Annotated in this window: 28 protein-coding genes; 21 read left to right on the forward strand and 7 right to left on the reverse strand. The window is 44.6% G+C overall.

The annotated features are described in order from the left end of the window. Positions 1–42 precede the first annotated feature (42 nt). From spo0B to pheA, 4 genes are read left to right on the forward strand one after another with little or no spacing between them, the layout of a single operon-like run. A complete protein-coding gene (gene spo0B / locus ACQVGT_RS07050; protein ID WP_015483521.1) occupies positions 43–624 on the forward strand; it encodes a sporulation initiation phosphotransferase Sop0B in 582 nt (193 codons plus the stop codon). A gap of 33 nt (positions 625–657) precedes the next feature. Beyond that, positions 658–1,944, forward strand: a complete 1,287-nt coding sequence (gene obgE, locus ACQVGT_RS07055; protein ID WP_003229675.1) for a GTPase ObgE — start codon at positions 658–660, stop codon at positions 1,942–1,944. Between the two features lie 60 nt (positions 1,945–2,004). Beyond that, positions 2,005–2,448, forward strand: coding sequence for a transcriptional regulator ThrR (thrR, locus tag ACQVGT_RS07060; protein WP_003222630.1), 444 nt, complete (start codon positions 2,005–2,007; stop codon positions 2,446–2,448). Between the two features lie 16 nt (positions 2,449–2,464). Then, the gene (pheA, locus tag ACQVGT_RS07065) at positions 2,465–3,322 is read left to right on the forward strand and encodes a prephenate dehydratase (protein ID WP_015483520.1); all 858 of its coding nucleotides are present in this window, start codon (positions 2,465–2,467) and stop codon (positions 3,320–3,322) included. Between the two features lie 22 nt (positions 3,323–3,344). On the opposite strand, the gene ACQVGT_RS07070 is transcribed toward pheA, so the two are convergent. Both ACQVGT_RS07070 and nifS read right to left on the reverse strand, forming a co-directional pair. Beyond that, positions 3,345–3,887: a transcription repressor NadR gene (locus ACQVGT_RS07070; RefSeq protein ID WP_015483519.1), complete on the reverse strand. Its 543-nt coding sequence runs from the start codon at positions 3,885–3,887 to the stop codon at positions 3,345–3,347. Next, the gene (gene nifS, locus ACQVGT_RS07075) at positions 3,847–5,034 is read right to left on the reverse strand and encodes a cysteine desulfurase NifS (protein ID WP_015483518.1); all 1,188 of its coding nucleotides are present in this window, start codon (positions 5,032–5,034) and stop codon (positions 3,847–3,849) included. The genes ACQVGT_RS07070 and nifS overlap by 41 nt, the downstream gene beginning before the upstream one ends. 102 nt (positions 5,035–5,136) lie before the next feature. On the opposite strand from nifS, the gene nadB reads away from it, so the two are divergent. From nadB to ACQVGT_RS07105, 6 genes are all read left to right on the forward strand, one after another. Continuing rightward, the gene (gene nadB, locus ACQVGT_RS07080; protein WP_015384263.1) at positions 5,137–6,732 is read left to right on the forward strand and encodes an L-aspartate oxidase; all 1,596 of its coding nucleotides are present in this window, start codon (positions 5,137–5,139) and stop codon (positions 6,730–6,732) included. Further along, positions 6,686–7,555 (forward strand): carboxylating nicotinate-nucleotide diphosphorylase, encoded by an 870-nt coding sequence (gene nadC / locus ACQVGT_RS07085; RefSeq protein WP_015483517.1) that lies wholly within the window; start codon positions 6,686–6,688, stop codon positions 7,553–7,555. Before nadB ends, nadC begins: the two co-directional genes overlap by 47 nt. Next, a complete protein-coding gene (gene nadA, locus ACQVGT_RS07090) occupies positions 7,542–8,648 on the forward strand; it encodes a quinolinate synthase NadA (RefSeq protein ID WP_015384262.1) in 1,107 nt (368 codons plus the stop codon). The genes nadC and nadA overlap by 14 nt, the downstream gene beginning before the upstream one ends. 116 nt (positions 8,649–8,764) lie before the next feature. Beyond that, the gene (safA, locus tag ACQVGT_RS07095) at positions 8,765–9,922 is read left to right on the forward strand and encodes a spore coat assembly protein SafA (RefSeq protein ID WP_015384261.1); all 1,158 of its coding nucleotides are present in this window, start codon (positions 8,765–8,767) and stop codon (positions 9,920–9,922) included. A gap of 147 nt (positions 9,923–10,069) precedes the next feature. Next, positions 10,070–10,666: a spore germination protein SgpA gene (gene sgpA, locus ACQVGT_RS07100; RefSeq protein ID WP_003245996.1), complete on the forward strand. Its 597-nt coding sequence runs from the start codon at positions 10,070–10,072 to the stop codon at positions 10,664–10,666. A gap of 102 nt (positions 10,667–10,768) precedes the next feature. Then, positions 10,769–11,491, forward strand: a complete 723-nt coding sequence (locus ACQVGT_RS07105) for a YebC/PmpR family DNA-binding transcriptional regulator (RefSeq protein ID WP_015483516.1) — start codon at positions 10,769–10,771, stop codon at positions 11,489–11,491. A gap of 40 nt (positions 11,492–11,531) precedes the next feature. Here ACQVGT_RS07105 and ACQVGT_RS07110 read toward each other — a convergent pair whose 3' ends face one another. The 3 genes from ACQVGT_RS07110 to ACQVGT_RS07120 all read right to left on the reverse strand — a co-directional run bounded on the left by ACQVGT_RS07110 (position 11,532) and on the right by ACQVGT_RS07120 (position 13,848). Further along, positions 11,532–12,986 (reverse strand): alanine/glycine:cation symporter family protein, encoded by a 1,455-nt coding sequence (locus tag ACQVGT_RS07110; protein ID WP_015384259.1) that lies wholly within the window; start codon positions 12,984–12,986, stop codon positions 11,532–11,534. A gap of 163 nt (positions 12,987–13,149) precedes the next feature. Then, positions 13,150–13,290, reverse strand: a complete 141-nt coding sequence (locus ACQVGT_RS07115; RefSeq protein ID WP_015483515.1) for a hypothetical protein — start codon at positions 13,288–13,290, stop codon at positions 13,150–13,152. A gap of 6 nt (positions 13,291–13,296) precedes the next feature. Then, positions 13,297–13,848: a DUF5412 family protein gene (locus ACQVGT_RS07120; protein WP_311765818.1), complete on the reverse strand. Its 552-nt coding sequence runs from the start codon at positions 13,846–13,848 to the stop codon at positions 13,297–13,299. Here ACQVGT_RS07120 and ACQVGT_RS07125 point away from each other — a divergent pair. Next, the gene (locus tag ACQVGT_RS07125; protein ID WP_003229707.1) at positions 13,828–13,950 is read left to right on the forward strand and encodes a hypothetical protein; all 123 of its coding nucleotides are present in this window, start codon (positions 13,828–13,830) and stop codon (positions 13,948–13,950) included. The two genes, ACQVGT_RS07120 and ACQVGT_RS07125, sit on opposite strands and share 21 nt — an antisense overlap. A 45-nt stretch (positions 13,951–13,995) precedes the next feature. Here ACQVGT_RS07125 and ACQVGT_RS07130 read toward each other — a convergent pair whose 3' ends face one another. After that, entirely contained in the window at positions 13,996–14,643 is a 648-nt protein-coding gene (locus ACQVGT_RS07130; protein WP_015483514.1) for a phosphotransferase, read from the reverse strand. A 237-nt stretch (positions 14,644–14,880) separates the two neighbouring features. On the opposite strand from ACQVGT_RS07130, the gene iolG reads away from it, so the two are divergent. The 9 genes from iolG (at position 14,881) to yajC (ending at position 22,329) form a co-directional block, all read left to right on the forward strand. Next, positions 14,881–15,906, forward strand: a complete 1,026-nt coding sequence (gene iolG / locus ACQVGT_RS07135) for an inositol 2-dehydrogenase (protein WP_015483513.1) — start codon at positions 14,881–14,883, stop codon at positions 15,904–15,906. 70 nt (positions 15,907–15,976) lie between these two features. After that, entirely contained in the window at positions 15,977–17,284 is a 1,308-nt protein-coding gene (locus tag ACQVGT_RS07140) for an MFS transporter (protein ID WP_015483512.1), read from the forward strand. A gap of 47 nt (positions 17,285–17,331) precedes the next feature. Further along, positions 17,332–17,844, forward strand: coding sequence for a sporulation cell-cell signaling protein BofC (gene bofC / locus ACQVGT_RS07145; RefSeq protein WP_003229715.1), 513 nt, complete (start codon positions 17,332–17,334; stop codon positions 17,842–17,844). 138 nt (positions 17,845–17,982) lie between these two features. Further along, the gene (gene ruvA, locus ACQVGT_RS07150; protein ID WP_003229717.1) at positions 17,983–18,588 is read left to right on the forward strand and encodes a Holliday junction branch migration protein RuvA; all 606 of its coding nucleotides are present in this window, start codon (positions 17,983–17,985) and stop codon (positions 18,586–18,588) included. Between the two features lie 10 nt (positions 18,589–18,598). Then, positions 18,599–19,603: a Holliday junction branch migration DNA helicase RuvB gene (gene ruvB, locus ACQVGT_RS07155; protein WP_003229718.1), complete on the forward strand. Its 1,005-nt coding sequence runs from the start codon at positions 18,599–18,601 to the stop codon at positions 19,601–19,603. Continuing rightward, positions 19,596–19,796, forward strand: coding sequence for a DUF2905 domain-containing protein (locus tag ACQVGT_RS07160; protein WP_015384252.1), 201 nt, complete (start codon positions 19,596–19,598; stop codon positions 19,794–19,796). The genes ruvB and ACQVGT_RS07160 overlap by 8 nt, the downstream gene beginning before the upstream one ends. 29 nt (positions 19,797–19,825) lie before the next feature. Then, positions 19,826–20,854, forward strand: coding sequence for a tRNA preQ1(34) S-adenosylmethionine ribosyltransferase-isomerase QueA (gene queA, locus ACQVGT_RS07165; protein WP_015483511.1), 1,029 nt, complete (start codon positions 19,826–19,828; stop codon positions 20,852–20,854). 26 nt (positions 20,855–20,880) lie between these two features. Continuing rightward, entirely contained in the window at positions 20,881–22,026 is a 1,146-nt protein-coding gene (tgt, locus tag ACQVGT_RS07170) for a tRNA guanosine(34) transglycosylase Tgt (RefSeq protein ID WP_003229725.1), read from the forward strand. Positions 22,027–22,062: 36 nt separating this feature from the next. Further along, complete coding sequence (gene yajC, locus ACQVGT_RS07175; RefSeq protein ID WP_004398708.1) at positions 22,063–22,329, forward strand: preprotein translocase subunit YajC; 267 nt, start codon at positions 22,063–22,065, stop codon at positions 22,327–22,329. Between the two features lie 56 nt (positions 22,330–22,385). Here yajC and ACQVGT_RS07180 read toward each other — a convergent pair whose 3' ends face one another. Further along, complete coding sequence (locus ACQVGT_RS07180) at positions 22,386–22,775, reverse strand: TIGR04086 family membrane protein (RefSeq protein WP_015483510.1); 390 nt, start codon at positions 22,773–22,775, stop codon at positions 22,386–22,388. Between the two features lie 197 nt (positions 22,776–22,972). On the opposite strand from ACQVGT_RS07180, the gene ACQVGT_RS07185 reads away from it, so the two are divergent. Beyond that, entirely contained in the window at positions 22,973–23,629 is a 657-nt protein-coding gene (locus tag ACQVGT_RS07185) for a DUF421 domain-containing protein (RefSeq protein ID WP_015483509.1), read from the forward strand. Positions 23,630–23,631: the final 2 nt, after the last annotated feature.

Here is a 23,631-nt window from a genome sequence, read left to right on the forward strand (position 1 = left end):
ACAGACTCCTAAATAAGAAATTAAATGATTGGGAGTGCGAAAATGAAGGATGTTTCAAAAAATCAAGAAGAAAATATAAGCGACGACACGGCATTAACAAACGAACTGATTCATCTGCTTGGCCATTCCCGGCATGATTGGATGAATAAGCTGCAGCTGATTAAAGGAAACTTAAGCTTGCAGAAGTATGACCGCGTCTTTGAAATGATTGAAGAAATGGTTATAGACGCAAAGCACGAATCAAAGCTCTCAAACCTGAAAACACCGCATTTGGCGTTTGATTTTCTTACGTTTAATTGGAAAACCCATTATATGACGCTTGAATATGAAGTTCTCGGAGAAATTAAGGATTTGTCGGCTTATGATCAAAAGCTGGCGAAACTGATGAGAAAGCTGTTTCATCTGTTTGATCAAGCAGTCAGCAGAGAGAGTGAAAATCATTTAACGGTTTCGCTTCAAACAGATCATCCTGACAGACAGCTGATTCTGTACCTTGATTTTCACGGCGCCTTTGCCGATCCATCTGCTTTTAATGATATTCGGCAGAATGGATATGAGGACATTGATATCATGCGTTTTGAAATCACGAGTCACGAATGTCTGATTGAAATTGGGTTGGACTAGCGGAGTTTTTAACGGTTTAGAACGGAGGACATTATGTTTGTAGATCAGGTCAAAGTATATGTAAAAGGCGGCGACGGCGGCAACGGTATGGTTGCGTTTCGCCGTGAAAAATATGTGCCGAAAGGCGGCCCTGCCGGCGGTGACGGAGGAAAGGGAGGAGACGTCGTTTTTGAAGTAGATGAAGGTCTCCGCACCCTGATGGATTTTAGATACAAAAAACACTTTAAAGCGATTCGCGGCGAGCATGGCATGTCCAAAAACCAGCACGGACGAAATGCTGATGATATGGTCATTAAAGTTCCGCCGGGCACCGTTGTGACAGACGATGATACGAAACAGGTCATCGCTGATTTAACAGAGCACGGACAGCGGGCTGTCATTGCAAGAGGCGGAAGAGGCGGAAGAGGAAATAGCCGCTTTGCTACACCGGCTAATCCCGCGCCTCAGCTTTCAGAAAACGGCGAGCCGGGAAAAGAACGCTACATTGTTCTTGAATTAAAAGTGCTTGCAGATGTCGGACTTGTCGGGTTCCCGAGTGTGGGAAAATCGACTTTGCTGTCTGTTGTCTCATCTGCAAAACCGAAAATTGCGGACTATCACTTTACAACGCTTGTCCCGAATCTCGGCATGGTTGAAACGGATGACGGACGCAGCTTTGTCATGGCTGATTTGCCAGGACTGATTGAAGGCGCACACCAAGGCGTCGGACTGGGCCACCAGTTTTTGCGCCATATTGAACGGACGAGGGTTATTGTTCACGTCATTGACATGTCGGGCTTAGAGGGCCGCGATCCGTATGAGGATTATCTTACGATTAACCAGGAGCTGAGCGAGTACAATCTGCGTCTCACTGAGCGTCCGCAAATTATCGTTGCAAATAAAATGGACATGCCGGAGGCTGCGGAAAATCTCGAAGCCTTTAAAGAAAAGCTGACGGATGATTATCCGGTATTCCCGATCAGTGCGGTGACAAGAGAAGGTCTGCGTGAGCTTCTGTTTGAGGTTGCCAATCAGCTTGAGAACACACCGGAATTCCCGCTGTATGACGAGGAAGAGCTTACACAAAACCGTGTCATGTACACGATGGAAAATGAAGAAGTGCCATTTAACATTACACGCGATCCAGACGGTGTATTTGTGCTTTCAGGAGACAGCCTTGAGCGGTTATTCAAGATGACTGATTTCTCACGTGATGAATCGGTTAAACGGTTTGCAAGACAGATGCGCGGAATGGGTGTTGATGAAGCACTCAGAGAACGCGGAGCCAAGGATGGAGATATAATCAGGCTTCTGGAATTTGAATTTGAATTTATTGATTAATGAATGTTGGCTGAAAAGAGAGCCTGGTGTCAGGCTCTCTATTTTAAAGGGGGGATGCAAATGAAAGAGGAGACATTTTATCTTGTCCGTGAAGATGTATTGCCCGATGCAATGAGAAAAACATTAGAAGTCAAAAAGCTGCTTGATCGAAAAAAAGCAGATTCAGTAGCAGATGCCGTTCAAAAGGTCGATTTAAGCAGAAGTGCGTTTTATAAATACAGGGATGCTGTTTTTCCATTCTACACCATGGTAAAAGAACAAATTATCACACTTTTCTTTCATTTGGAGGATAGGTCAGGTGCGTTATCTCAGCTTCTTCAGGCGGTAGCTGATTCTGGAAGCAACGTTCTTTCCATTCACCAGACCATTCCGCTTCAAGGCAGAGCAAATGTGACACTGTCTATCAGTACGTCGGCAATGGAAGAAGACATTCATACATTAATGAATAAGCTCAGGAAGTTTGATTTTGTAGAAAAGGTTGAAATATTAGGTTCAGGTGCATAAGGGAGAGAAAATCGTCATGAAAGTCGGTTATTTAGGTCCAGCAGCTACATTTACACATCTAGCAGTCAGTTCTTGTTTTCAAAACGGCGCCGAACATGTTGCTTACCGCACCATTCCGGAGTGTATAGATGCAACCGTTGCAGGCGAAGTTGATTTTGCTTTTGTTCCTTTGGAAAATGCATTAGAAGGATCTGTTAATCTAACAATAGACTATTTAATACATGAACAGCCCTTGCCAATCGTGGGTGAAATGACGTTGCCGATTCATCAGCACTTGCTCGTCCATCCCTCTAGAGAGAATGCATGGAAAGAGCTCGACAAAATTTACTCGCATTCACACGCGATTGCGCAATGCCATAAATTTCTCCATCGCCATTTTCCTTCCGTTCCATATGAATACGCCAATTCTACCGGGGCGGCAGCAAAGTTTGTCAGTGACCATCCCGAGCTGAATATCGGGGTCATTGCCAATGATATGGCAGCTTCTACATACGAATTAAAAATCGTGAAACGGGATATACAGGATTATAGGGACAATCATACAAGATTTGTTATTCTATCTCCTGATGAAAACATATCTTTTGAAGTGAATTCAAAATTGAGCTCTAGGCCCAAAACGACCTTAATGGTCATGCTGCCGCAGGATGATCAGTCCGGGGCGCTGCATAGAGTGCTGTCTGCATTTTCTTGGAGAAATTTAAACCTGTCAAAAATTGAGTCACGTCCGACTAAAACCGGATTAGGCCATTATTTCTTTATTATTGATATTGAGAAAGCGTTTGATGATGTATTGATTCCAGGGGCCATGCAGGAGCTTGAAGCGCTCGGCTGCAAAGTGAGGCTTCTGGGTGCATACCAGTCTTACCAATTATAAAAAAGCCCTCTAGAGGGCTTTTTTAGTCTTTAATTAAAATGCCGGCTTCTTCGAGGGCTTGGCAGGCTTGATCGATGCGATGTTCATCAGGTGCTGTCAGTGTATGCAGGTGCACGCCGTCGGTCAGCTGTGATAAGTAGGCAGCATTCGTAGAATTGATTTTTTTGATGAAATGGCTAACTTCCTTCCGGGTGCCTACTTGGATGGCTGCAGTTAAATCTCCGTATACGGGATGCTCGATTTTTACGTCTTTTACTGTAACGCCTTCGTCGACGATGAGCTGCAGTTCCTCTTCTGTCCGTTCAGGACCGTGCATACATGCTATGATTCTTTCTGCCTGCTGGTGCTGCTGAGCGGCTGCATCCATGTATACATATCCTTGGCTTGTGGCGATAATCGGTACATTTTTCGCTTTCAAGAGGGATATATCCTGTACAATAACCTGTCTTGAAACGTTCGCTTTTTTTGCGAGTTCTCCTCCTGTCAGCGGTGATTTAGATTCCTTTAGCCACAGAAGAAGCTGGTCACGCCTGTTGGCGCCCATTAGCTTTAATTCTTCGGTCAATATCGAATTCTCCTTTCTTTTGTTCCCAAAGCACTGTAAACGTATGTAATAACTGTTCCAGCTGTTCAGCTGTTGTATGCCTGCCAAAAGAGATGCGGATAAATTGCAGAGCTTCTTGTTCGGTTTTTCTTAATGCTTTCATTGTTTCAGACGGACCGTGGTAACCTACAGAACAAGCGCTGCCGGTTGAAATGCAAATATTACTCCGATTACATTCTAACATAACATATTGTCCTTCAAATGAGTGAAAAAAACACCCTATAATATGCGGAAGACATTCTGCTTGCGAAGTGTCTGCCGCAAGGGTTACAGGGAGAGACCGAATACGGATTTGGTCTAGAAAGTAAGTTCTTAATGCCTCATTGCGGGATATCTGTTTTTCCATTTCGCTTACGATCAATTCTGCAGCGGCAGTGAAGGCACCGATCCCGGGAACATTTACGGTGCCGGCTCTGAATCCGTATTCGTGAGTAGTCAGAGGATAAACGGGTTTCCAAGGGACATCCGGTCGGATATAGACCGCCCCTACTCCTTTAGGACCGTGGATTTTATGGCTGGACATTGAGAGTGCATCTACTCCCAGATTTTTTGTATTGATCGGGATCTTTCCAAACGTTTGAACAGCGTCGCAATGAAGAAGAATCCCCTTATTATGCAGGTATGAAGACAGGCGTTGAATGGGCTGAATGATCCCGGTTTCAGAATTTGCATGCTGAATAGATACAAGGCCTGTTTCCGGCCGGATATGGGCTAGTAATATTTCCTCGGTAATAAGCCCGTATTCATTCGGTTCAATGACTGTTACATCATATCCCTGCTGTTCCAAAAAAGCAGCACAATTATGAATGGACTGATGCTCCATGGCAGTCGTAATAAAATGTCTTTTCGTTTTTGGCAGACCGTTTAGCAATGATTGAATGGCCAGAAAGTTGGATTCAGTGCCGCCGCTTGTAAAATAGATGCCGCTTGCTTCTCCGCCAATGATGTTGGCGATTTTTTTACGGCAGTACTCCAGTATGTGCTTTGCTTTTCCTCCTGCATCATGCAGGCTGCTGGCATTTCCGTACACATCCATACTAAGCTTCTGATATACGGTAAGGGCTTCCTCACAAATAGGCGTTGTCGCTGCATAATCTAAATAAATCATCCGGTCTTCCTCCATCCGTTCTCCATAAAAAACTCTTGAGTTTATTTTATCCTTGTGTAAATATAGGTGTCAAGACAGGTGTAAATAACAGGAGGATGGCATATGTCTAAAAAGACGATTGCAGTCATCGGTTCAGGGGCGGCGGCACTTTCCTTAGCTGCAGCTTTCCCGCCATCATACGAAGTGACTGTTATCACAAAAAAAAGCGTCAAAAACAGCAATTCTGTCTATGCACAAGGCGGGATTGCTGCGGCCTATGCAAAAGATGACTCGATTGAAGCCCATCTGGAGGATACGTTATACGCAGGGTGCGGCCATAATAATCTAGCTATTGCAGCAGACGTTTTACATGATGGAAAAATGATGGTTCAAAGCCTATTGGAGCGTGGATTTCCATTCGACCGCAATGAACGAGGCGGTGTTTGTCTTGGAAGAGAAGGGGCCCACTCATACAACCGCATATTTCATGCAGGCGGAGACGCAACAGGCAGGCTGCTTATCGATTATTTGCTCAAAGGGATCAACAGCAAAATCAAGTTAATCGAGAATGAAATGGCAGCAGATTTGCTTATAGAGGACGGACGATGTATCGGCGTCATGACAAAAGACAGCAAAGGGCGGCTCAAGGTAAGGCACGCAGACGAAGTTGTGCTGGCTGCCGGCGGCTGTGGAAACCTGTTTCTTCACCATACGAATGATCCTACTGTCACAGGTGACGGTCTTTCTCTGGCTTACCGGGCCGGGGCGGAATTAACGGATTTGGAGTTTACTCAATTTCACCCGACACTGCTTGTGAAAAATGGTGTTTCCTACGGGCTTGTTTCAGAAGCTGTCAGAGGGGAAGGCGGATGTTTAGTAGACGAAAACGGCCGCAGGATTATGGCTGAACGGCATCCCTTAGGTGACCTGGCTCCAAGAGATATTGTCTCACGGGTTATTCACGAAGAAATGGCAAAAGGAAATCGCGTTTATATAGACTTCAGTGCGATTTCTGATTTTGAGACACGTTTCCCTACCATCACCGCCATTTGTGAAACAGCAGGGGTTGATATTCACAGCGGAAAAATTCCTGTTGCTCCGGGAATGCATTTCTTAATGGGAGGTGTTTCAGTTAATCGCTGGGGAGAAACGACAGTGCCGGGACTTTATGCGATTGGCGAGACAGCATGCTCCGGTTTACATGGAGCAAACAGGCTTGCAAGCAATTCTTTATTGGAAGCGCTGGTATTTGGAAAAAGGGCAGCAGAGCATATTATCCAAAAACCGGTTTATAACAGGCAATATCAATCAAGGCTAGAAACCAGTGTTGTCTACGAGGTGCCGGATATAGAGGTGCATGAACTGCAAAGCAAAATGACAAGCCACATGTCTATTCTGCGGGAACAAAGCAGTTTGATTGAGCTTAGCATCTGGCTTCATACGCTGCCTTTTCAGGAAGTGAATGTGAAGGATATCACAATTCGGCAGATGGAACTTTCTCATCTATGGCAAACTGCAAAGCTGATGACATTTTCTGCGCTTTTGCGGGAGGAAAGCAGAGGGGCTCACTTCCGCACCGATTTTCCTCATGCTGAGGTGAGCTGGCAAGGAAGACAAATTGTCCATACAAAAAAAGGAACGAAGATCAGAAAAAACGGGGGGATTTGGAACAATGAATCATTTACAGCTGAAAAAATTACTGAATCACTTTTTTCTTGAGGATATTGGGACAGGGGATCTTACATCGCAGTCTATTTTTGGAGAACAGAGCTGTGAAGCAGAGATTGTTGCAAAGTCAGAGGGTATCTTTGCAGGAGCAGCGATCATAAAAGAAGGCTTTTCGTTATTGGACGAAAGTGTTCGAACCATATTACGCAAATCAGATGGGGACATGTTGCATAAAGGTGAAGTGATTGCCGAGTTACAAGGTCCCGCAGCTGCGCTCCTTTCAGGAGAGCGGGTCGTATTAAATCTTATTCAGAGGCTGTCAGGAATTGCGACAATGACAAGAGAGGCTGTTCGTTGTCTGGATGATGAACAGATTAAAATTTGTGACACGAGAAAAACAACACCGGGGCTCAGAATGCTGGAGAAATATGCTGTCAGAGCCGGCGGCGGGTATAATCATCGATTCGGTTTGTATGACGGCATCATGATTAAAGATAATCATATCGCAGCATGCGGCTCTATTTTAGAGGCGTGCAAAAAAGCCCGTCAGGCCGCAGGGCACATGGCAAATATCGAGGTGGAAATTGAAACGGAGGAACAGCTGCGGGAAGCAATTGCAGCTGGCGCGGATGTTATTATGTTTGACAACTGTCCGCCTGATACGGTCCGTCATTTTGCAAAGCTCACACCGGATCATATAAAAACTGAAGCCTCCGGCGGGATTACGTTAGAATCTTTGCCTGCTTTTAAAGGGACGGGTGTGAATTATATTTCATTAGGATTTTTGACTCATTCCGTCAAAAGTTTAGATATCAGCATGGATGTTCCGTTATCAAATGAATCTGTGGAGGAATGCCGTTATGTCAATTCTTGATGTGATCAAACAATCGAATGATATGATGCCCGAAAGTTATAAAGAACTATCGAGAAAGGATATGGAAACGCGCGTTGCCGCCATTAAGAAAAAGTTCGGCAGCAGGCTCTTTATACCAGGCCATCATTATCAAAAGGATGAAGTGATACAATTTGCTGACCAAACAGGCGACTCCCTGCAATTGGCCCAAGTAGCGGAAAAAAACAAAGAAGCGGATTATATCGTATTTTGCGGCGTTCACTTTATGGCAGAAACCGCCGATATGCTGACAAGCGAGCAGCAAACGGTCGTCCTGCCAGATATGAGAGCTGGATGTTCTATGGCTGACATGGCTGACATGCAGCAGACCAATAGGGCATGGAAGAAGCTTCAGCATATATTTGGAGATACGATCATACCTTTAACTTATGTGAACTCCACTGCGGAGATCAAGGCATTCGTCGGAAAGCATGGCGGAGCAACTGTGACTTCTTCGAATGCGAAAAAAGTGCTTGAATGGGCGTTTACACAGAAAAAAAGAATTTTATTTTTGCCTGATCAGCATTTAGGGAGAAATACGGCTTATGATCTGGGCATTGCGCTTGAAGATATGGCTGTGTGGGACCCGATGAAAGATGAATTAGTAGCTGAATCCGGGCATACGAATGTGAAAGTGATTTTGTGGAAAGGGCATTGCTCTGTTCACGAGAAATTCACCACTAAAAATATCCATGATATGAGAGAGCGAGACCCCGACATTCAAATCATTGTGCACCCGGAATGCTCACACGAAGTCGTGACACTAAGCGATGATAACGGATCAACGAAATATATTATCGACACAATCAACCAGGCTCCGGCGGGAAGCAAGTGGGCAATCGGGACAGAAATGAATCTTGTTCAGCGGATCATTCACGAGCATACAGATAAACAAATTGAATCACTCAACCCTGACATGTGCCCTTGCCTGACAATGAACCGAATTGATTTGCCGCATTTGTTGTGGTCGTTGGAACAAATTGAAAAAGGAGAACCTTCAGGCGTCATCAAGGTGCCAAAAGCCATTCAGGAAGATGCACTCCTTGCCCTGAATCGAATGCTTTCGATCACGTAGATCAGAAATATTTTCCCTTCCTGTACTCATAACTTCTTTTGTTCAGTCATATGTTGTGAAGAAACATATTGTAATCACAGCTGAACTGTTCACGTTTTGCATAGGAGGGGAAAACGTTGAAAATCCATATCGTTCAAAAAGGCGATTCGCTCTGGAAAATAGCTGAAAAGTACGGAGTCGATGTTGAGGAAGTGAAAAAACTCAATACACAGCTTAGCAATCCAGACTTAATCATGCCTGGAATGAAAATAAAAGTGCCGTCAGAAGGAGTCCCGGTCAGAAAAGAGCCAAAAGCGGGCAAAAGTCCTGCGGCCGGGAGTGTGAAGCAAGAACATCCGTATGCGAAAGAGAAGCCTAAATCCGTTGTCGATGTAGAAGACACAAAGCCGAAAGAAAAGAAGTCCATGCCGTATGTCCCGCCGATGCCTAATTTGCAGGAAAATGTGTACCCTGAAGCTGATGTGAACGATTATTATGATATGAAACAGCTTTTCCAGCCTTGGTCGCCTCCTAAACCGGAGGAGCCGAAAAAACATCATGACGGAAATATGGATCATATGTATCATATGCAAGACCAATTTCCACAACAGGAGGCTATGAGTAATATGGAAAATGCAAATTATCCGAATATGCCTAATATGCCAAAGGCGCCAGAGGTAGGCGGTGTAGAAGAAGAAAACGTTCATCACACAGTTCCGAATATGCCGGCTGTTCAGCCTTATTATCATTATCCGGCTCATTTCGTACCGTGTCCGGTGCCTGTTTCGCCAATTCTTCCAGGATCAGGGTTATGCTATCCGTACTATCCGGCACAAGCTTATCCAATGCATCCGATGCATGGATACCAGCCAGGCTTTGTATCGCCTCAGTATGACCCGGGTTATGAAAACCAGCATCATGAAAACAGCCATCATGGACATTACGGTTCATACGGTGCGCCGCAATACGCATCTCCGGCTTATGGATCTCCGTATGGACATATGCCGTATGGCCCTTATTACGGCACTCCCCAAGTAATGGGAGCATACCAGCCTGCTGCGGCTCATGGTTACATGCCATACAAAGATCATGACGACTGCGGCTGTGACGGTGATCATCAGCCATATTTCTCTGCGCCTGGCCATTCGGGAATGGGAGCTTATGGAAGCCCTAATATGCCATATGGCACAGCTAACCCAAATCCAAACCCATATTCGGCAGGAGTTTCTATGCCAATGACGAACCAGCCTTCTGTAAACCAAATGTTTGGCCGGCCAGAAGAAGAAAATGAGTGATCGTTCGGAACGATGTAAATCGTTCCTTTTTTTGTTTTCAAGCAGATCACTGCCAAATGGAGAGAACTGACACGCTTAACATGCCCCCCATACGCACATGATAAAAGCGAGCAAACATGCTCAATTCGTCCACGGGGGGTTTTTCCATTGGGTAAAAAAATGACGATCGCTAGCCTGATTCTAATGACAGCCGGCTTAACAGCATGCGGAGCAAACGATAATGCTATGAATGATACGCGCAATAACGGCAATACCCGTCCAATCGGATATTATACAAATGAAAATGACGCCGATAGACAGGGAGACGGAATCGACCACGATGGTCCTGTTTCTGAATTAATGGAGGATCAGAACGACGGTAACCGAAACACCACGAATGTAAATAACCGTGACCGTGTTACCGCTGACGATCGTGTTCCTTTGGCAACTGACGGAACATATAACAACACGAATAACCGAAACATGAATCGGAATGCAGCGAACAACGGGTATGACAACCAAGAAAACAGAAGACTGGCTGCAAAAATTGCCAACCGTGTGAAACAAGTGAAAAACGTCAATGACACACAAGTTATGGTATCGGATGACCGAGTAGTTATCGCAGTCAAAAGCCACAGAGAGTTCACAAAGTCTGACAGAGATAATGTCGTAAAAGCAGCGCGCAACTATGCAAATGGCCGTGATGTCCAGGTATCAACAGATAAAGGGCTGTTCAGAAAACTTCATAAAATGAACAACCGCTAGGAAGGAAGGGCTGCCGGAAGTGATATTCGGCAGCCTTTTTCTTTGCATCAGCGAACAATTCCCATTAAAGTGTACATAGAAAATGTAAAAGAAGGTGAAAACATGGCAGGCCATTCCAAGTGGAAAAACATTCAAAAAAGAAAAAATGCACAGGATGCAAAGCGCGGGAAAATATTTATGAAGCTGGCAAAAGAAATCTATGTGGCAGCGAAAGAAGGCGGAGCGGATCCAGAAGCAAATTCAGCATTGCGTCTTGTCATCGAAAAAGCAAAAGGCGCCAATATGCCAAATGAAAATATAGATCGGGCCATTAAAAAAGCTGCGGGAGGCCAAGACGGAAGCAGCTATGAAGAAATCACCTATGAAGGCTACGGCCCTTCAGGGATTGCCGTCATGGTTGAATGCGTAACAGATAATAAAAACCGAACGGCGTCAAATGTGCGAACAGCCTTTAATAAAAATGGCGGAAGTCTGGGAGAAAGCGGATGTGTAGCCTTTTTATTTGAACGAAAGGGGTTCATTACGATAGACTGTACTGAACGGCAAATAGAAGAAGATGAGCTCATGCTTGATGTGCTTGAAGCAGGAGGAGAAGAGCTGCGAATTGAAGAAGACCTATATGAGGTTTTCACAGAGCCTGAGCATTTTGAAGAGGTGAAAACAGCCCTCGAATCGAAATATCTAATTTCTTCGGCGGAGGTGACCATGCTTCCCAATACCTATGCAGAAGCCGATGATCAGGCTGTTGAGAAGCTGGAAACATTAATAGACGTCCTTGAAGAGGACGATGATGTTCAAGAAGTGTATACAAACTATCGTTCATAAAAAACCGGCACGAGGTCATATCGGGCCGGTTTTAGTATGTTCAGGAGACACGTTCACTTTCATGAGTGTATTCTTTCTCCCAGAAATCAGCGTTTTTGATACCCAGCGCTTTTGGATCAAAGACCGGGTCTAAGCCCTGCTTCTTTTGGCGCTCATAATCCTTTAAAGCAAGAAGCGCCGGCTTGTTAAGCAGCACAATGGCAATGACGTTCAGCCATACCATAATGCCAAGCCCTGCATCCCCTAATGCCCAAGCAAGTGAAGCTGTTTTCACAGTACCATAGAACGTGGCGGCTAAAATAATCAGTTTTAAGCCAAGCATTGCCCATTTGCTTTCTCTGCCTCGTGCTAAATAGGCGATATTTGTTTCTGCGATGTAGTAATACGCCATAATTGTTGTAAAAGCGAAGAAGAATAAAGCGATGGCAACAAAGCCTGCACCGAATCCGGGAAGAACACTGTCAATTGCCGCTTGTGTGAAACCAGGTCCTGCTTCTACGCCTTTAAGCTGGTGAACGATAAAGGAACCATCTGCGGCCTGGGTATTATACATGCCGGTAAACAAGATCATGAAAGCTGTAGCGGAGCATACAAACAAGGTGTCAATATAAACAGAAAATGCCTGAACCAGTCCCTGCTTGACCGGATGAGAAACTTCTGCAGCAGCTGCCGGATGCGGGCCTGTTCCCTGGCCGGCTTCGTTTGAGTAAATGCCACGTTTAACGCCCCAGGAAATCGCCATGCCGATCAAGCCGCCAAAAGCGGAATCCAATGCAAAAGCACTTTTGAATATTAATGAGATCACAGCAGGCAATTCAGACACATTCATGACAATAATAATCAAAGACAGCAGGATATATCCAATGGCCATAAATGGAACAATCATTTGCGCCGCATTGGCAATTCGTTTGACGCCGCCAAAAATAATAAACCCTAATAATAAAACCAGACCACACCCTGTGACGAAAGGAGAAATGCCGAATGCATTTTGGATCCCAGCCGCAATGGAGTTGGACTGTACGCCCGGCATTAGAAAGGCCATTGCAATAAGGGCAGCAGCGGCAAATAAGACGGCAAACCACTTAATGCCTAAGCCTTTTTCTATATAATAAGCAGGACCGCCCCGATATTGACCGTCTTGTTTCACTTTGTAAATTTGAGCAAGCGTTGATTCTACAAAGGCACTCGCCGCCCCGATAAAGGCAATCGCCCACATCCAGAACACTGCACCGGGTCCGCCGAATGCAATTGCTGTCGCCACTCCCGCGATGTTTCCTGTGCCCACACGGCCGGACAGCGCAATCGATAACGCTTGGAAAGATGAAACGCCGGCTTCAGAGCTCTTGCCTTTGAACATCTGAACAATCATTTCTTTTAAATGTCGGACTTGTAAAAAACGGGTCATAATTGAAAAGGCGAATCCAATTCCCAATAAAATATAAATGACGGGCGTACTCCATAAGACCGCATTCAAACTAGCAACAAAATCTGCCATCAAGCTTCCCCCTCACTTCAAATTCGAATACATGTATAAAAAGGATTTTGGTCTAATCGAACTATTTCTACAATCGATTTGTCACATTATATGACCTGTAATTATCAATAAGAAGAGGAAGGGAAAAAGAAAAAACGCGGCGTATCGACTACGCTGCGTTTTTCTACAGAGGCAAACTTATGGCAATTGTTATAAAATTCTTTAGCAACAAATAGCCTAGTTCAGTCAAACCGTATATAAAGGATAAAGCAATCACAAAATGATTAAAATGCTTTTCATCATTTGTTCCGTTCATCTTATTCATGTTTCATCACCTCACTGACGCCTGCGGCGGTTCTTCTCGGATCCAATGATCATCTTTTCGCCAATCATACGTTTCATCAGTATCGAGATGTAAAGTCTGATTGCCGATTTTCACTGTATTGTGATTGATCCACGTCACTGCTGGGCGGCTGTCCGGGTAATTCCAGTAGATTGTTCTCTTGACAAGTGTTTTTTCATTTACAAGTTCACCTCTGGCTGCATCTAAGCTCAAGGTGTTTTCGGATACATAAGTGTTTAACGTATAGCTGCCGTCCGGCGATTCAACCGATTGGACGAGATTGCCTTTCGGAACGTTTTTTAGTGAAAATAACATCCAATAGATGGCGCCGCCGAAGAAGACCAGCAGGGCAAACATAATAAGCGGGATGTTGCTGCGTCTCTTAATGTGACTCTCTCCCTTTTTTTCTCTCATTTTACCATATATCGGATTCATATGATCTTTACATTTCTTTAAAATTACCTCAATAAAGCGATGATATGATGAAATAAAGCCAATAAAGGGTGGGGGGAGACAGAAATGGAAAAAACGTATTGTCATTCCGGCGAGAAGGACCCAGAAGCGGTCTACTTAACTGTGAGAGGCTATCGAATTAAGCTGTCGCCTGAACAAATGAAACTGATTTCTGCCGTCAGAAAGTAAAAAATACATGATAAAGGCAGCCGCTTGTGCGGCTGCCTTTTTGATTTAAGAATATTTTCTTTTCCGCTGTGCGAAATGCTTTTGAAACCAATCTTTCTTATATAAAAATGCGATGATCTCCAGCCAAAAACCCGGAATCTTTTTGGGGAATATCGGTTTTTTGTAGAGTGCATCATATGCGGATTTTAAGTCGTCCCACTGCGTGCATGTTTTTGTCTGCTCAAATCTCGCAACATCAATCACCCGCACCGCCCCGGTTTCTGTCAATATCAAATTCCGCAAATGAATATCTGACGGGTTCAGTCCGGCTGCCCGGGCGTCAGAAAGCGCTTCTTCAACCTGCTGAATCATGTCATCACTGATTGCAATGCCTTTCTTCAGACAGTTATAAAAGGTTTCACCTTTAATATATTCCATGAGAATAAATGAATCGCCAGTTTCGTAAATGTCAGGATAGAATGCGGACCCGGCTAATTTTTCATAGATCGCTGCTTCTTTGACTGCTGTCGCTTGATATTCCGGAAAAAATACTTTCAGCGCCATTTTTCGACCGCCTTCTGTTAAGGCAAACACATAGGCGCTTCTTCCCTTGCCGATTAGTGTTAATTCCTCGGATTTCTCTTTGACTTTATCAAATCTGCTGTTCTTGCGGTATATGACGGAATGGGCCAGTGCCTCTGCTTTTGTCAGCATTTCATTCACCTTCTTTGCTCTATTTTATGCAGCTGTTTATAGGAAAATCATAAACTGTTCAGGAAAAAGAGCCTAATTCTAGTGTATCTGGTCTTGAAGAAGAAGGCTACTTATAAGCATGAATTGTGATAAAAGAGACATAGAACGTTTAATTTCCATTCTTGAAAAGCGCTTACAAATGGGATAGTATTAATTTTAAATAAAGCGCTTTCGTGAATGATCAAGGGGGAAGAAGCCATGACAAAACAGATTGTGACAGGGATTATCGGTGCAGGCCGCATCGGCAAACTTCATGTTCAAAATATAAGCCGGATTCCTCACATGAAAATAAAAGCAGTCTCTGACATTCAGGCAAGCCGTATAAAAAGCTGGGCCGACAGTAATCAGATTGAATACATAACCTCTGATTATCGTGATTTATTACATGATCCTGATATTGATGCTATTTTTATTTGCTCTCCTACAGCCGTACATGCACAGATGATCAAAGAAGCAGCCGAGGCGAAAAAGCATATATTTTGTGAGAAGCCCGTTAGTTTCTCTCTGGACGAAACGAGTGAAGCGCTTGCGGCTGTCCGGAAACACGGGGTAACACTTCAAGTCGGATTTAACCGCCGCTTTGATCCTCATTTTAAGAAAATCAAAACGATTGTTGAAAATGGTGAAATCGGTACACCTCATTTATTAAGAATCACGTCCCGGGACCCAGAACCCCCGAATATAGATTATGTCCGTACGTCAGGCGGATTGTTTATGGATATGTCGATCCATGATTTTGATATGGCCAGATATATTATGGGAAGCGAAGTGACGGAAGTGTATGCCAAAGGGGCGGCTTTGGTGAATCCTTCTTTTGCGGAGCTGGGTGATATTGATACAGCTGTTATTACACTGACTTTTGAAAACGGTGCCATGGCTGTGATTGATAACAGCCGCCAAGCTGTGTACGGATATGACCAGCGGGTTGAGGTTTTCGGGACGAAAGGCTCTGCAGCGGCTGACAATAGCAGGCCGACAACGGTTGAGGTGTCAACAGCTGATTTTGTGATGAAGGATAAACCGCATTTCTTTTTCCTTGAACGCTATAAGGATGCATATGAGGAGGAGATTCTCCGTTTTGCAGAAGCGATCGGCACAAACCAGGAGACTCCCTGCACCGGCAATGACGGTTTACAGGCCGGAAGGATCGCCAGAGCAGCACAGCAATCGCTTGCTTTTGGCATGCCTGTCAGCATTGAGCACACTGAAAAAATCGCTTTTTAATCTAACAGGATTACAATTCAGCAAGCTTGGGTATATACTCCATTGATACTTTAAGTAGGCGGTGGAGAAAATGAATACAGTACATGCTAAAGGAAATGTTTTGAACAAAATCGGAATTCCTTCTCACATGGTTTGGGGTTATATTGGCGTTGTCATCTTTATGGTTGGAGACGGCCTCGAGCAAGGCTGGCTGTCTCCTTTTCTCGTTGATCATGGTCTCAGTATGCAGCAATCCGCATCGTTATTTACCATGTACGGCATTGCTGTCACCATCTCAGCTTGGCTTTCAGGAACGTTTGTCCAAACTTGGGGGCCGAGAAAAACGATGACTGTCGGATTGCTTGCATTTATCCTCGGTTCGGCCGCTTTTATCGGCTGGGCGATTCCTCATATGTATTATCCGGCTCTCTTGGGCAGCTATGCTCTTAGAGGCTTGGGATATCCGCTGTTTGCATACTCTTTTCTCGTATGGGTGTCATACAGCACCTCTCAAAATATTCTCGGCAAAGCCGTCGGCTGGTTTTGGTTTATGTTTACGTGCGGCCTTAACGTGCTCGGCCCGTTCTATTCCAGCTATGCAGTTCCGGCCTTTGGAGAAATCAATACGCTTTGGAGCGCTTTACTGTTTGTGGCGGCAGGCGGAATTCTTGCCTTATTTTTTAACAAAGATAAATTTACTCCGATACAAAAACAAGATCAGCCGAAATGGAAAGAACTGTCGAAGGCATTTACGATTATGTTTGAAAACCCAAAGGTAGGCATCGGCGGAGTGGTCAAGACGATTAATGCGATAGGACAATTTGGATTTGCCATCTTTCTTCCTACTTATTTAGCACGATACGGGTATTCGGTTTCGGAATGGCTGCAAATATGGGGGACGCTGTTTTTTGTGAATATTGTGTTTAATATCATTTTCGGTGCAGTCGGAGATAGACTTGGCTGGCGCAATACGGTCATGTGGTTTGGCGGTGTCGGATGCGGTATTTTTACGCTGGCGCTGTATTACACGCCTCAGCTGATCGGGCATCAGTATTGGGTGCTCATGATTATCGCCTGCTGCTACGGCGCGGCTTTAGCAGGGTACGTTCCATTAAGCGCGCTTTTGCCGACGCTTGCACCTGATAATAAAGGTGCTGCCATGTCAGTGTTGAATTTGGGATCTGGTTTATGTGCGTTTATCGCGCCGGGCATCGTGAGTCTTTTCATTGGGCCGCTCGGTGCAGGCGGCGTGATTTGGATCTTTGCGGCATTGTATTTTTTCAGTGCCTTTCTGACGCGATTCTTGACAATTTCTGAGCAAAGCACAGGTGTGTATACGGAGGAACGGTTTGTCAGGGAAAATGTGCAGACAAATTTTGATAAAACGGTTAAGCAGTAGCCTCTTTGGTCAAACTAATCATAAACGTGTGCAAAGAGGTGTAGAGGGTGAAACGATTCAGCACGGCGTATCTTTTGCTGGGCATTCTTTGCTCAGCGGCAGTATTTTTAATAGGAGCTCCTTCCCGCGCACTTGGCGCGGAAGTGGAGCACTATGAGCCGCTGCAGGTGCATGTGCAGCTTGAAAAGGTGTATTTGGACGGCGATGTCAGCATTGAGCATAAGCATGAAAAAGTGTTTTCTATGGATGATTTTTGGGCAGCTTATGCCGGATGGACGCTTGTGGAACAAAAAAAGGGATATGTGCTCTTCCGGAAGCAAATGGACGATATTTCTCCGCTCAGCAAGGTCAACGGGTATATCGGTGTATCGGATAATGGAGTGATTTCCACTTTTCATGGGCGGCCTGAGCCAGCTTCCGAACCAATTCAGTCTTTTTTTCAAATTGATTTAGAAAGGCTGGAAAGCCATATGCAAAAAAATCTGCTGAAAGGCATTCCATTTCGGACAAAAGCGGAGTTTGAGGATGTCATCGAACATATGAAGACATACAGCGGGTAGCGTCCGCTGATTGAAGACATGTATTCATGTCTTTTTTTTCGTGAAAGAATGAGAGAGAAGCGAACATATGTTAACTTTTCTATAAGACTTTGGCTGTTTTTATGGTACAATGAAGAACAGTCAAAGAGGTGAATTTGCGTGATTGAATTTGTTAAAGGGACGATTGATTATGTATCTCCCCAATATATTGTCATAGAGAACGGCGGCATCGGCTATCAGATTTTCACGCCGAATCCGTTTATATATAAGGAGAGAAGCCAAGAAACGATTTTTACATACCATCATATCAGAGAGGATGCTTTTTCGCTTTACGGTTTTTCAACAAGAGAGGAGAAGGCGCTCTTTACAAAGCTGTTAAACGTGACCGGAATTGGCCCGAAAGGAGCACTTGCCATCTTGGGCTCGGGTGATCCCGGAGCGGTCATCCAAGCAATTGAAAATGAGGATGAAGCTTTTTTGGTCAAGTTTCCTGGAGTAGGAAAGAAAACCGCACGCCAGATTATTCTAGATTTAAAAGGAAAGCTGGCAGATGTTGTGCCTGAAATGATTGAAAATCTGTTTAATCATGAAGAAAGGCTTGAAAAGCAAACAGCGGAAACGGCTCTTGAAGAAGCACTTGAAGCCCTCAGGGTTCTCGGATATGCTGAAAAAGAAATCAAAAAGGTGCTTCCTCACCTTAAAGAAGAAATTGGGCTGACAACAGACCAATATGTGAAAAAAGCATTACAAAAACTATTAAAGTAAGGTGATGTTCATGGATGAACGGCTCGTCTCAAGTGAAGCAGACAACCATGAATCAGTGATAGAGCAAAGCCTGAGGCCGCAAAATCTGGCACAGTATATCGGGCAGCATAAGGTAAAAGAAAATTTGCGCGTGTTTATAGATGCGGCGAAAATGAGACAGGAGACGCTGGATCATGTTCTTCTGTACGGGCCGCCCGGACTCGGAAAAACAACGCTTGCTTCCATTGTAGCCAATGAAATGGGAGTGGAATTGCGGACGACATCAGGGCCTGCGATTGAAAGGCCTGGTGATTTGGCTGCTATATTAACGGCGCTGGAACCGGGAGATGTATTATTTATTGATGAAATACATAGGCTGCACAGATCGATCGAAGAGGTGCTTTATCCTGCAATGGAAGACTTTTGCCTGGACATTGTGATTGGCAAAGGCCCATCTGCCCGCTCGGTTCGGCTCGACCTTCCGCCTTTTACGCTGGTGGGAGCCACGACGAGGGTGGGGCTTTTGACGGCTCCTTTAAGAGACAGATTCGGCGTGATGTCTCGCCTTGAGTACTATACACAAGAAGAACTGGCGGATATTGTCACAAGAACCGCTGATGTATTCGAGGTTGAGATTGATAAACCGTCGGCTCTTGAAATTGCAAGAAGATCGAGAGGGACGCCCCGCGTGGCGAACCGCCTGCTGAGAAGGGTGCGCGATTTCGCCCAAGTGCTGGGTGACAGCAGGATTACGGAAGACATTTCTCAGAATGCGCTGGAGCGGCTTCAGGTTGACCGCCTCGGTTTGGATCATATTGATCATAAGCTGCTGATGGGCATGATCGAAAAATTCAACGGCGGCCCAGTAGGCCTTGATACGATTTCAGCTACCATCGGCGAGGAATCGCATACGATTGAAGACGTATATGAACCATATCTGCTGCAAATTGGATTTATACAAAGAACGCCGCGTGGAAGGATCGTGACACCGGCCGTTTATCATCATTTCCAAATGGAGGCTCCCCGATATGACTGAATTTCCTAAGATCATTATGATTCTTGGTGCTGTTTTGCTTATTATCGGAGCAGTTTTGCATTTTGTCGGCAAGATGCCGGGAGATATTTTTGTAAAAAAAGGAAATGTCACGTTTTTCTTCCCGGTTGTCATTTGTATTATTATAAGTGTGGTATTATCAATTTTGCTTAATCTTTTTGGCAGAATGAAATAACAAAAGACTAGAATAAAGGTGAAATCATCATGAAAGTCGATTTATTTGATTTTGAACTACCAGAACGTTTAATTGCACAAGTACCGTTGGAGCAGCGTGATGCTTCAAGGCTGATGGTGCTCGATAAACATACAGGAGAGCTTACTGACAGCTCGTTTAAACACATTATCAGCTTCTTTAACGAAGGCGATTGTCTTGTCCTGAACAATACCCGGGTGCTGCCTGCGCGGTTATTCGGCACAAAAGAGGATACCGGCGCGAAAGTGGAACTTCTTTTGTTGAAACAGGAAACCGGTGATAAATGGGAAACACTTGCCAAACCGGCGAAACGGGTGAAAAAAGGAACTGTTGTCACATTTGGAGACGGAAGATTGAAGGCAATCTGCACGGAAGAGCTTGAGCACGGCGGCAGAAAGATGGAATTTCAATATGACGGTATTTTCTACGAGGTGCTCGAATCCCTTGGAGAGATGCCGCTCCCTCCATATATCAAAGAACAGCTTGATGACAAAGAGCGCTACCAGACAGTGTATTCAAAAGAAATCGGCTCTGCTGCTGCGCCTACAGCTGGCCTTCACTTCACGGAAGAAATCTTACAGCAGCTGAAAGACAAAGGCGTGCAAATTGAGTTCATCACACTCCACGTAGGCCTTGGAACGTTTCGCCCTGTGAGTGCCGATGAAGTGGAAGAGCATAATATGCATGCAGAGTTTTATCAAATGTCAGAAGAAACGGCTGCAGCCTTAAACAAAGTAAGAGAAAATGGCGGCAGAATCATTTCTGTCGGCACGACCTCGACACGCACGCTTGAGACGATTGCCGGGGAACATGACGGGGAATTTAAAGCATCAAGCGGCTGGACATCTATTTTTATTTATCCGGGCTATGAATTTAAAGCCATTGACGGAATGATTACAAACTTCCATTTGCCGAAATCGTCATTGATTATGCTGGTCAGCGCGCTTGCTGGAAGAGAAAACATTCTGCGTGCCTATAACCATGCAGTGGAAGAGGAATACCGTTTCTTCAGCTTCGGAGACGCGATGCTGATTATATAATTTGAGAACAGGAGGCCTCATCAAAAGTGGCTGAACAACCAATACGCTATGAATTTATAAAAGAATGCAAACAAACAGGAGCGCGGCTGGGCAAAGTGCATACGCCTCACGGCTCCTTCGAAACGCCGGTTTTTATGCCGGTCGGCACACTGGCGACAGTCAAAACAATGTCGCCTGAAGAGCTGAAAGCAATGGATGCAGGCATCATTTTGAGCAACACTTATCATCTATGGCTTCGTCCGGGCCAAGACATTGTCAAAGAAGCGGGCGGGCTCCATAAATTTATGAACTGGGACCGCGCAATTTTAACCGATTCAGGCGGTTTTCAGGTCTTTTCTTTAAGCAAGTTTCGTAATATAGAGGAAGAGGGTGTCCATTTCCGCAATCATCTAAATGGAGACAAGCTGTTTTTATCTCCGGAAAAAGCGATGGAGATCCAAAACGCACTCGGCTCTGATATTATGATGGCGTTTGATGAATGCCCGCCATACCCGGCGGAGTACGACTACATGAAGAGGTCAGTTGAACGGACAAGCCGTTGGGCGGAACGTTGCCTGAATGCCCACAATCGTCAGGATGAACAAGGGCTGTTTGGTATTGTACAAGGCGGAGAATATGAAGATCTGCGGACACAAAGTGCGAAGGACTTGATTTCCCTTGATTTTCCGGGATATGCTATAGGCGGATTGTCTGTAGGTGAACCGAAGGATGTCATGAACCGTGTACTCGAATTTACAACACCGCTCTTGCCGAAGGATAAACCGAGATATCTGATGGGAGTAGGTTCTCCGGATGCACTGATCGACGGAGCGATCCGCGGGGTCGATATGTTTGACTGTGTGCTGCCTACACGGATTGCAAGAAACGGCACAGTGTTTACTGCTGAAGGACGACTCAATATGAAAAATGCGAAATTTGAAAGAGACTTCCGTCCGATTGATGAAGAGTGTGATTGCTATACATGTAAAAACTACACTCGCGCGTACATTAGGCACTTGATTCGCTGCAATGAAACATTCGGCCTTCGATTAACAACTTACCATAACCTTCATTTTCTGTTACACTTAATGGAGCAGGTAAGACAGGCTATTCGCGAGGATCGTCTGGGTGATTTCAGAGAAGAGTTCTTTGAGCGTTACGGCTATAACAAGCCAAATGCGAAAAGCTTCTAAATAAACATAACAGGCTTACAGAAAGGGGTGAAAATGATGACTGGCACTTTAGGTACATTGGTTCCTATTATTTTAATGTTTGCGGTCCTTTACTTCTTGCTGATTCGTCCTCAGCAAAAGCAGCAAAAGGCTGTACGCCAAATGCAAGAGGAACTGAAAAAAGGCGATTCAGTAGTGACAATCGGGGGATTGCACGGTACTGTTGACTCTATCGACGAAAGCAAAGTCGTAATTAAGACTGGTGATAACACACGTCTTACGTTCGACCGCCGCGCGATCAGAGAAGTTTCTGCTGCTGAATAACAGCAGGAGCTATACATAGCAAACAAAAAAGAGCGGGCAAGTGAGCCCGCTCTTTTTTATGTGGAAGACCTGTTTCCCCTCATATTCACGCCGAAAATCCCGCCCAGCATGCACACCCCTAAAAATCCCAGATGGAAGATCAGCTGTTCTGCTGTAAATGTCTTTCCGAATCCTAAATACTGAAACAATAAGATAATCAGAGAAAAACTTAAGGCAGTCAATGCTCCAATCATCCAGCCTCTTTCCTTGCCTTTCCCGCCTGAAATGAACCCGCCGATAAATAAAGAGAGAAATGAGATAGCTGTGATCAGCCAGTTAAATGATGATTCTTCCAGCGAGGTTGCGGTCAATAAAAGTGAAACCGTCAAACTTGTCAGGAGCATGGCTGCAAATATGGCGATTAAGCCGTAAAGAATGCCTTTTCCAACTTGTTTCGTCTCCTCCATGATTGTCTCCTTTCTGCCTGTATTAAAAGGCTTCTGTTCTTTTTGCACAAAGCCGTCAGACATGCTGATGGCTCGTCTTTGTAAAAATGTATTCCCTTATCCCATGAATTAGACGTAAAAGCTTTGTGAAATGCAATCGGTTTTTCTTACATAAATTGATCATTTTGTTGCAACCTATAATGAGTTGGAGGTGCATGATGGAAGAGCTTCTCACTATTGCGTTTCGCACAGTCGTATTGTATTTTGTGATATTGATCATTTTTCGTCTCATGGGCAAGCGGGAGATCGGAGAGCTTAGTATATTAGATCTCGTTGTCTTTATCATGATGGCTGAAATTGCCGTTTTAGCCATAGAAAACGTAGACGATCATCTATTTCATACCATTTTGCCAATGCTTGTATTAATGATCATTCAAGTGACTTTGGCATACTTTTCTTTAAAAAACCGAAAAGTCCGCCAGCTTCTTGACGGTAAGCCGACCATAATTATCAAATATGGAAAAATTGACGAAGACGCCATGAAATCACAGCGTTATAATTTTGATGATTTAATGGTTCAGCTCAGAGAAAATAGCATCGACAGAGTAGCTGACGTATCATTTGCTATTTTAGAGCCGTCGGGCAAACTGACTATTGTTAAGAAAGAAAACAGCGGAGAGCATCGACAGCTCGAAATGCCGCTCATTATAGACGGCTTCATTCAAACAGAAAACCTGTCCAGAATCAGTAAAGATAAAAAATGGCTGCTCGAAAGTTTGCAAAAACACGGATACACAAACCCTTCAGATATTTCTTTTTGCTCGTTTACAGACGGAGAATTATTTATTGATGAAAAAGATGGGCACCGCCCGTAACC

The organism is Bacillus sp. SCT118, from assembly GCF_058566435.1.

Bases quoted from the DNA above. Each gene is read 5' to 3' on its own strand.
- spo0B (WP_015483521.1), top strand. From the start codon at position 43: ATGAAGGATGTTTCAAAAAATCAAGAAGAAAATATAAGCGACGACACG.
- obgE (WP_003229675.1), top strand. From the start codon at position 658: ATGTTTGTAGATCAGGTCAAAGTATATGTAAAAGGCGGCGACGGCGGC.
- thrR (WP_003222630.1), top strand. From the start codon at position 2,005: ATGAAAGAGGAGACATTTTATCTTGTCCGTGAAGATGTATTGCCCGAT.
- pheA (WP_015483520.1), top strand. From the start codon at position 2,465: ATGAAAGTCGGTTATTTAGGTCCAGCAGCTACATTTACACATCTAGCA.
- nifS (WP_015483518.1), bottom strand. From the start codon at position 5,034: ATGATTTATTTAGATTATGCAGCGACAACGCCTATTTGTGAGGAAGCC.
- nadB (WP_015384263.1), top strand. From the start codon at position 5,137: ATGTCTAAAAAGACGATTGCAGTCATCGGTTCAGGGGCGGCGGCACTT.
- nadC (WP_015483517.1), top strand. From the start codon at position 6,686: ATGAATCATTTACAGCTGAAAAAATTACTGAATCACTTTTTTCTTGAG.
- nadA (WP_015384262.1), top strand. From the start codon at position 7,542: ATGTCAATTCTTGATGTGATCAAACAATCGAATGATATGATGCCCGAA.
- ACQVGT_RS07105 (WP_015483516.1), top strand. From the start codon at position 10,769: ATGGCAGGCCATTCCAAGTGGAAAAACATTCAAAAAAGAAAAAATGCA.
- ACQVGT_RS07110 (WP_015384259.1), bottom strand. From the start codon at position 12,986: ATGGCAGATTTTGTTGCTAGTTTGAATGCGGTCTTATGGAGTACGCCC.
- ACQVGT_RS07115 (WP_015483515.1), bottom strand. From the start codon at position 13,290: ATGAATAAGATGAACGGAACAAATGATGAAAAGCATTTTAATCATTTT.
- ACQVGT_RS07125 (WP_003229707.1), top strand. From the start codon at position 13,828: ATGGAAAAAACGTATTGTCATTCCGGCGAGAAGGACCCAGAAGCGGTC.
- ACQVGT_RS07120 (WP_311765818.1), bottom strand. From the start codon at position 13,848: ATGACAATACGTTTTTTCCATTTCTGTCTCCCCCCACCCTTTATTGGC.
- ACQVGT_RS07130 (WP_015483514.1), bottom strand. From the start codon at position 14,643: ATGCTGACAAAAGCAGAGGCACTGGCCCATTCCGTCATATACCGCAAG.
- iolG (WP_015483513.1), top strand. From the start codon at position 14,881: ATGACAAAACAGATTGTGACAGGGATTATCGGTGCAGGCCGCATCGGC.
- ACQVGT_RS07140 (WP_015483512.1), top strand. From the start codon at position 15,977: ATGAATACAGTACATGCTAAAGGAAATGTTTTGAACAAAATCGGAATT.
- ruvB (WP_003229718.1), top strand. From the start codon at position 18,599: ATGGATGAACGGCTCGTCTCAAGTGAAGCAGACAACCATGAATCAGTG.
- ACQVGT_RS07160 (WP_015384252.1), top strand. From the start codon at position 19,596: ATGACTGAATTTCCTAAGATCATTATGATTCTTGGTGCTGTTTTGCTT.
- queA (WP_015483511.1), top strand. From the start codon at position 19,826: ATGAAAGTCGATTTATTTGATTTTGAACTACCAGAACGTTTAATTGCA.
- yajC (WP_004398708.1), top strand. From the start codon at position 22,063: ATGACTGGCACTTTAGGTACATTGGTTCCTATTATTTTAATGTTTGCG.
- ACQVGT_RS07180 (WP_015483510.1), bottom strand. From the start codon at position 22,775: ATGGAGGAGACGAAACAAGTTGGAAAAGGCATTCTTTACGGCTTAATC.
- ACQVGT_RS07185 (WP_015483509.1), top strand. From the start codon at position 22,973: ATGGAAGAGCTTCTCACTATTGCGTTTCGCACAGTCGTATTGTATTTT.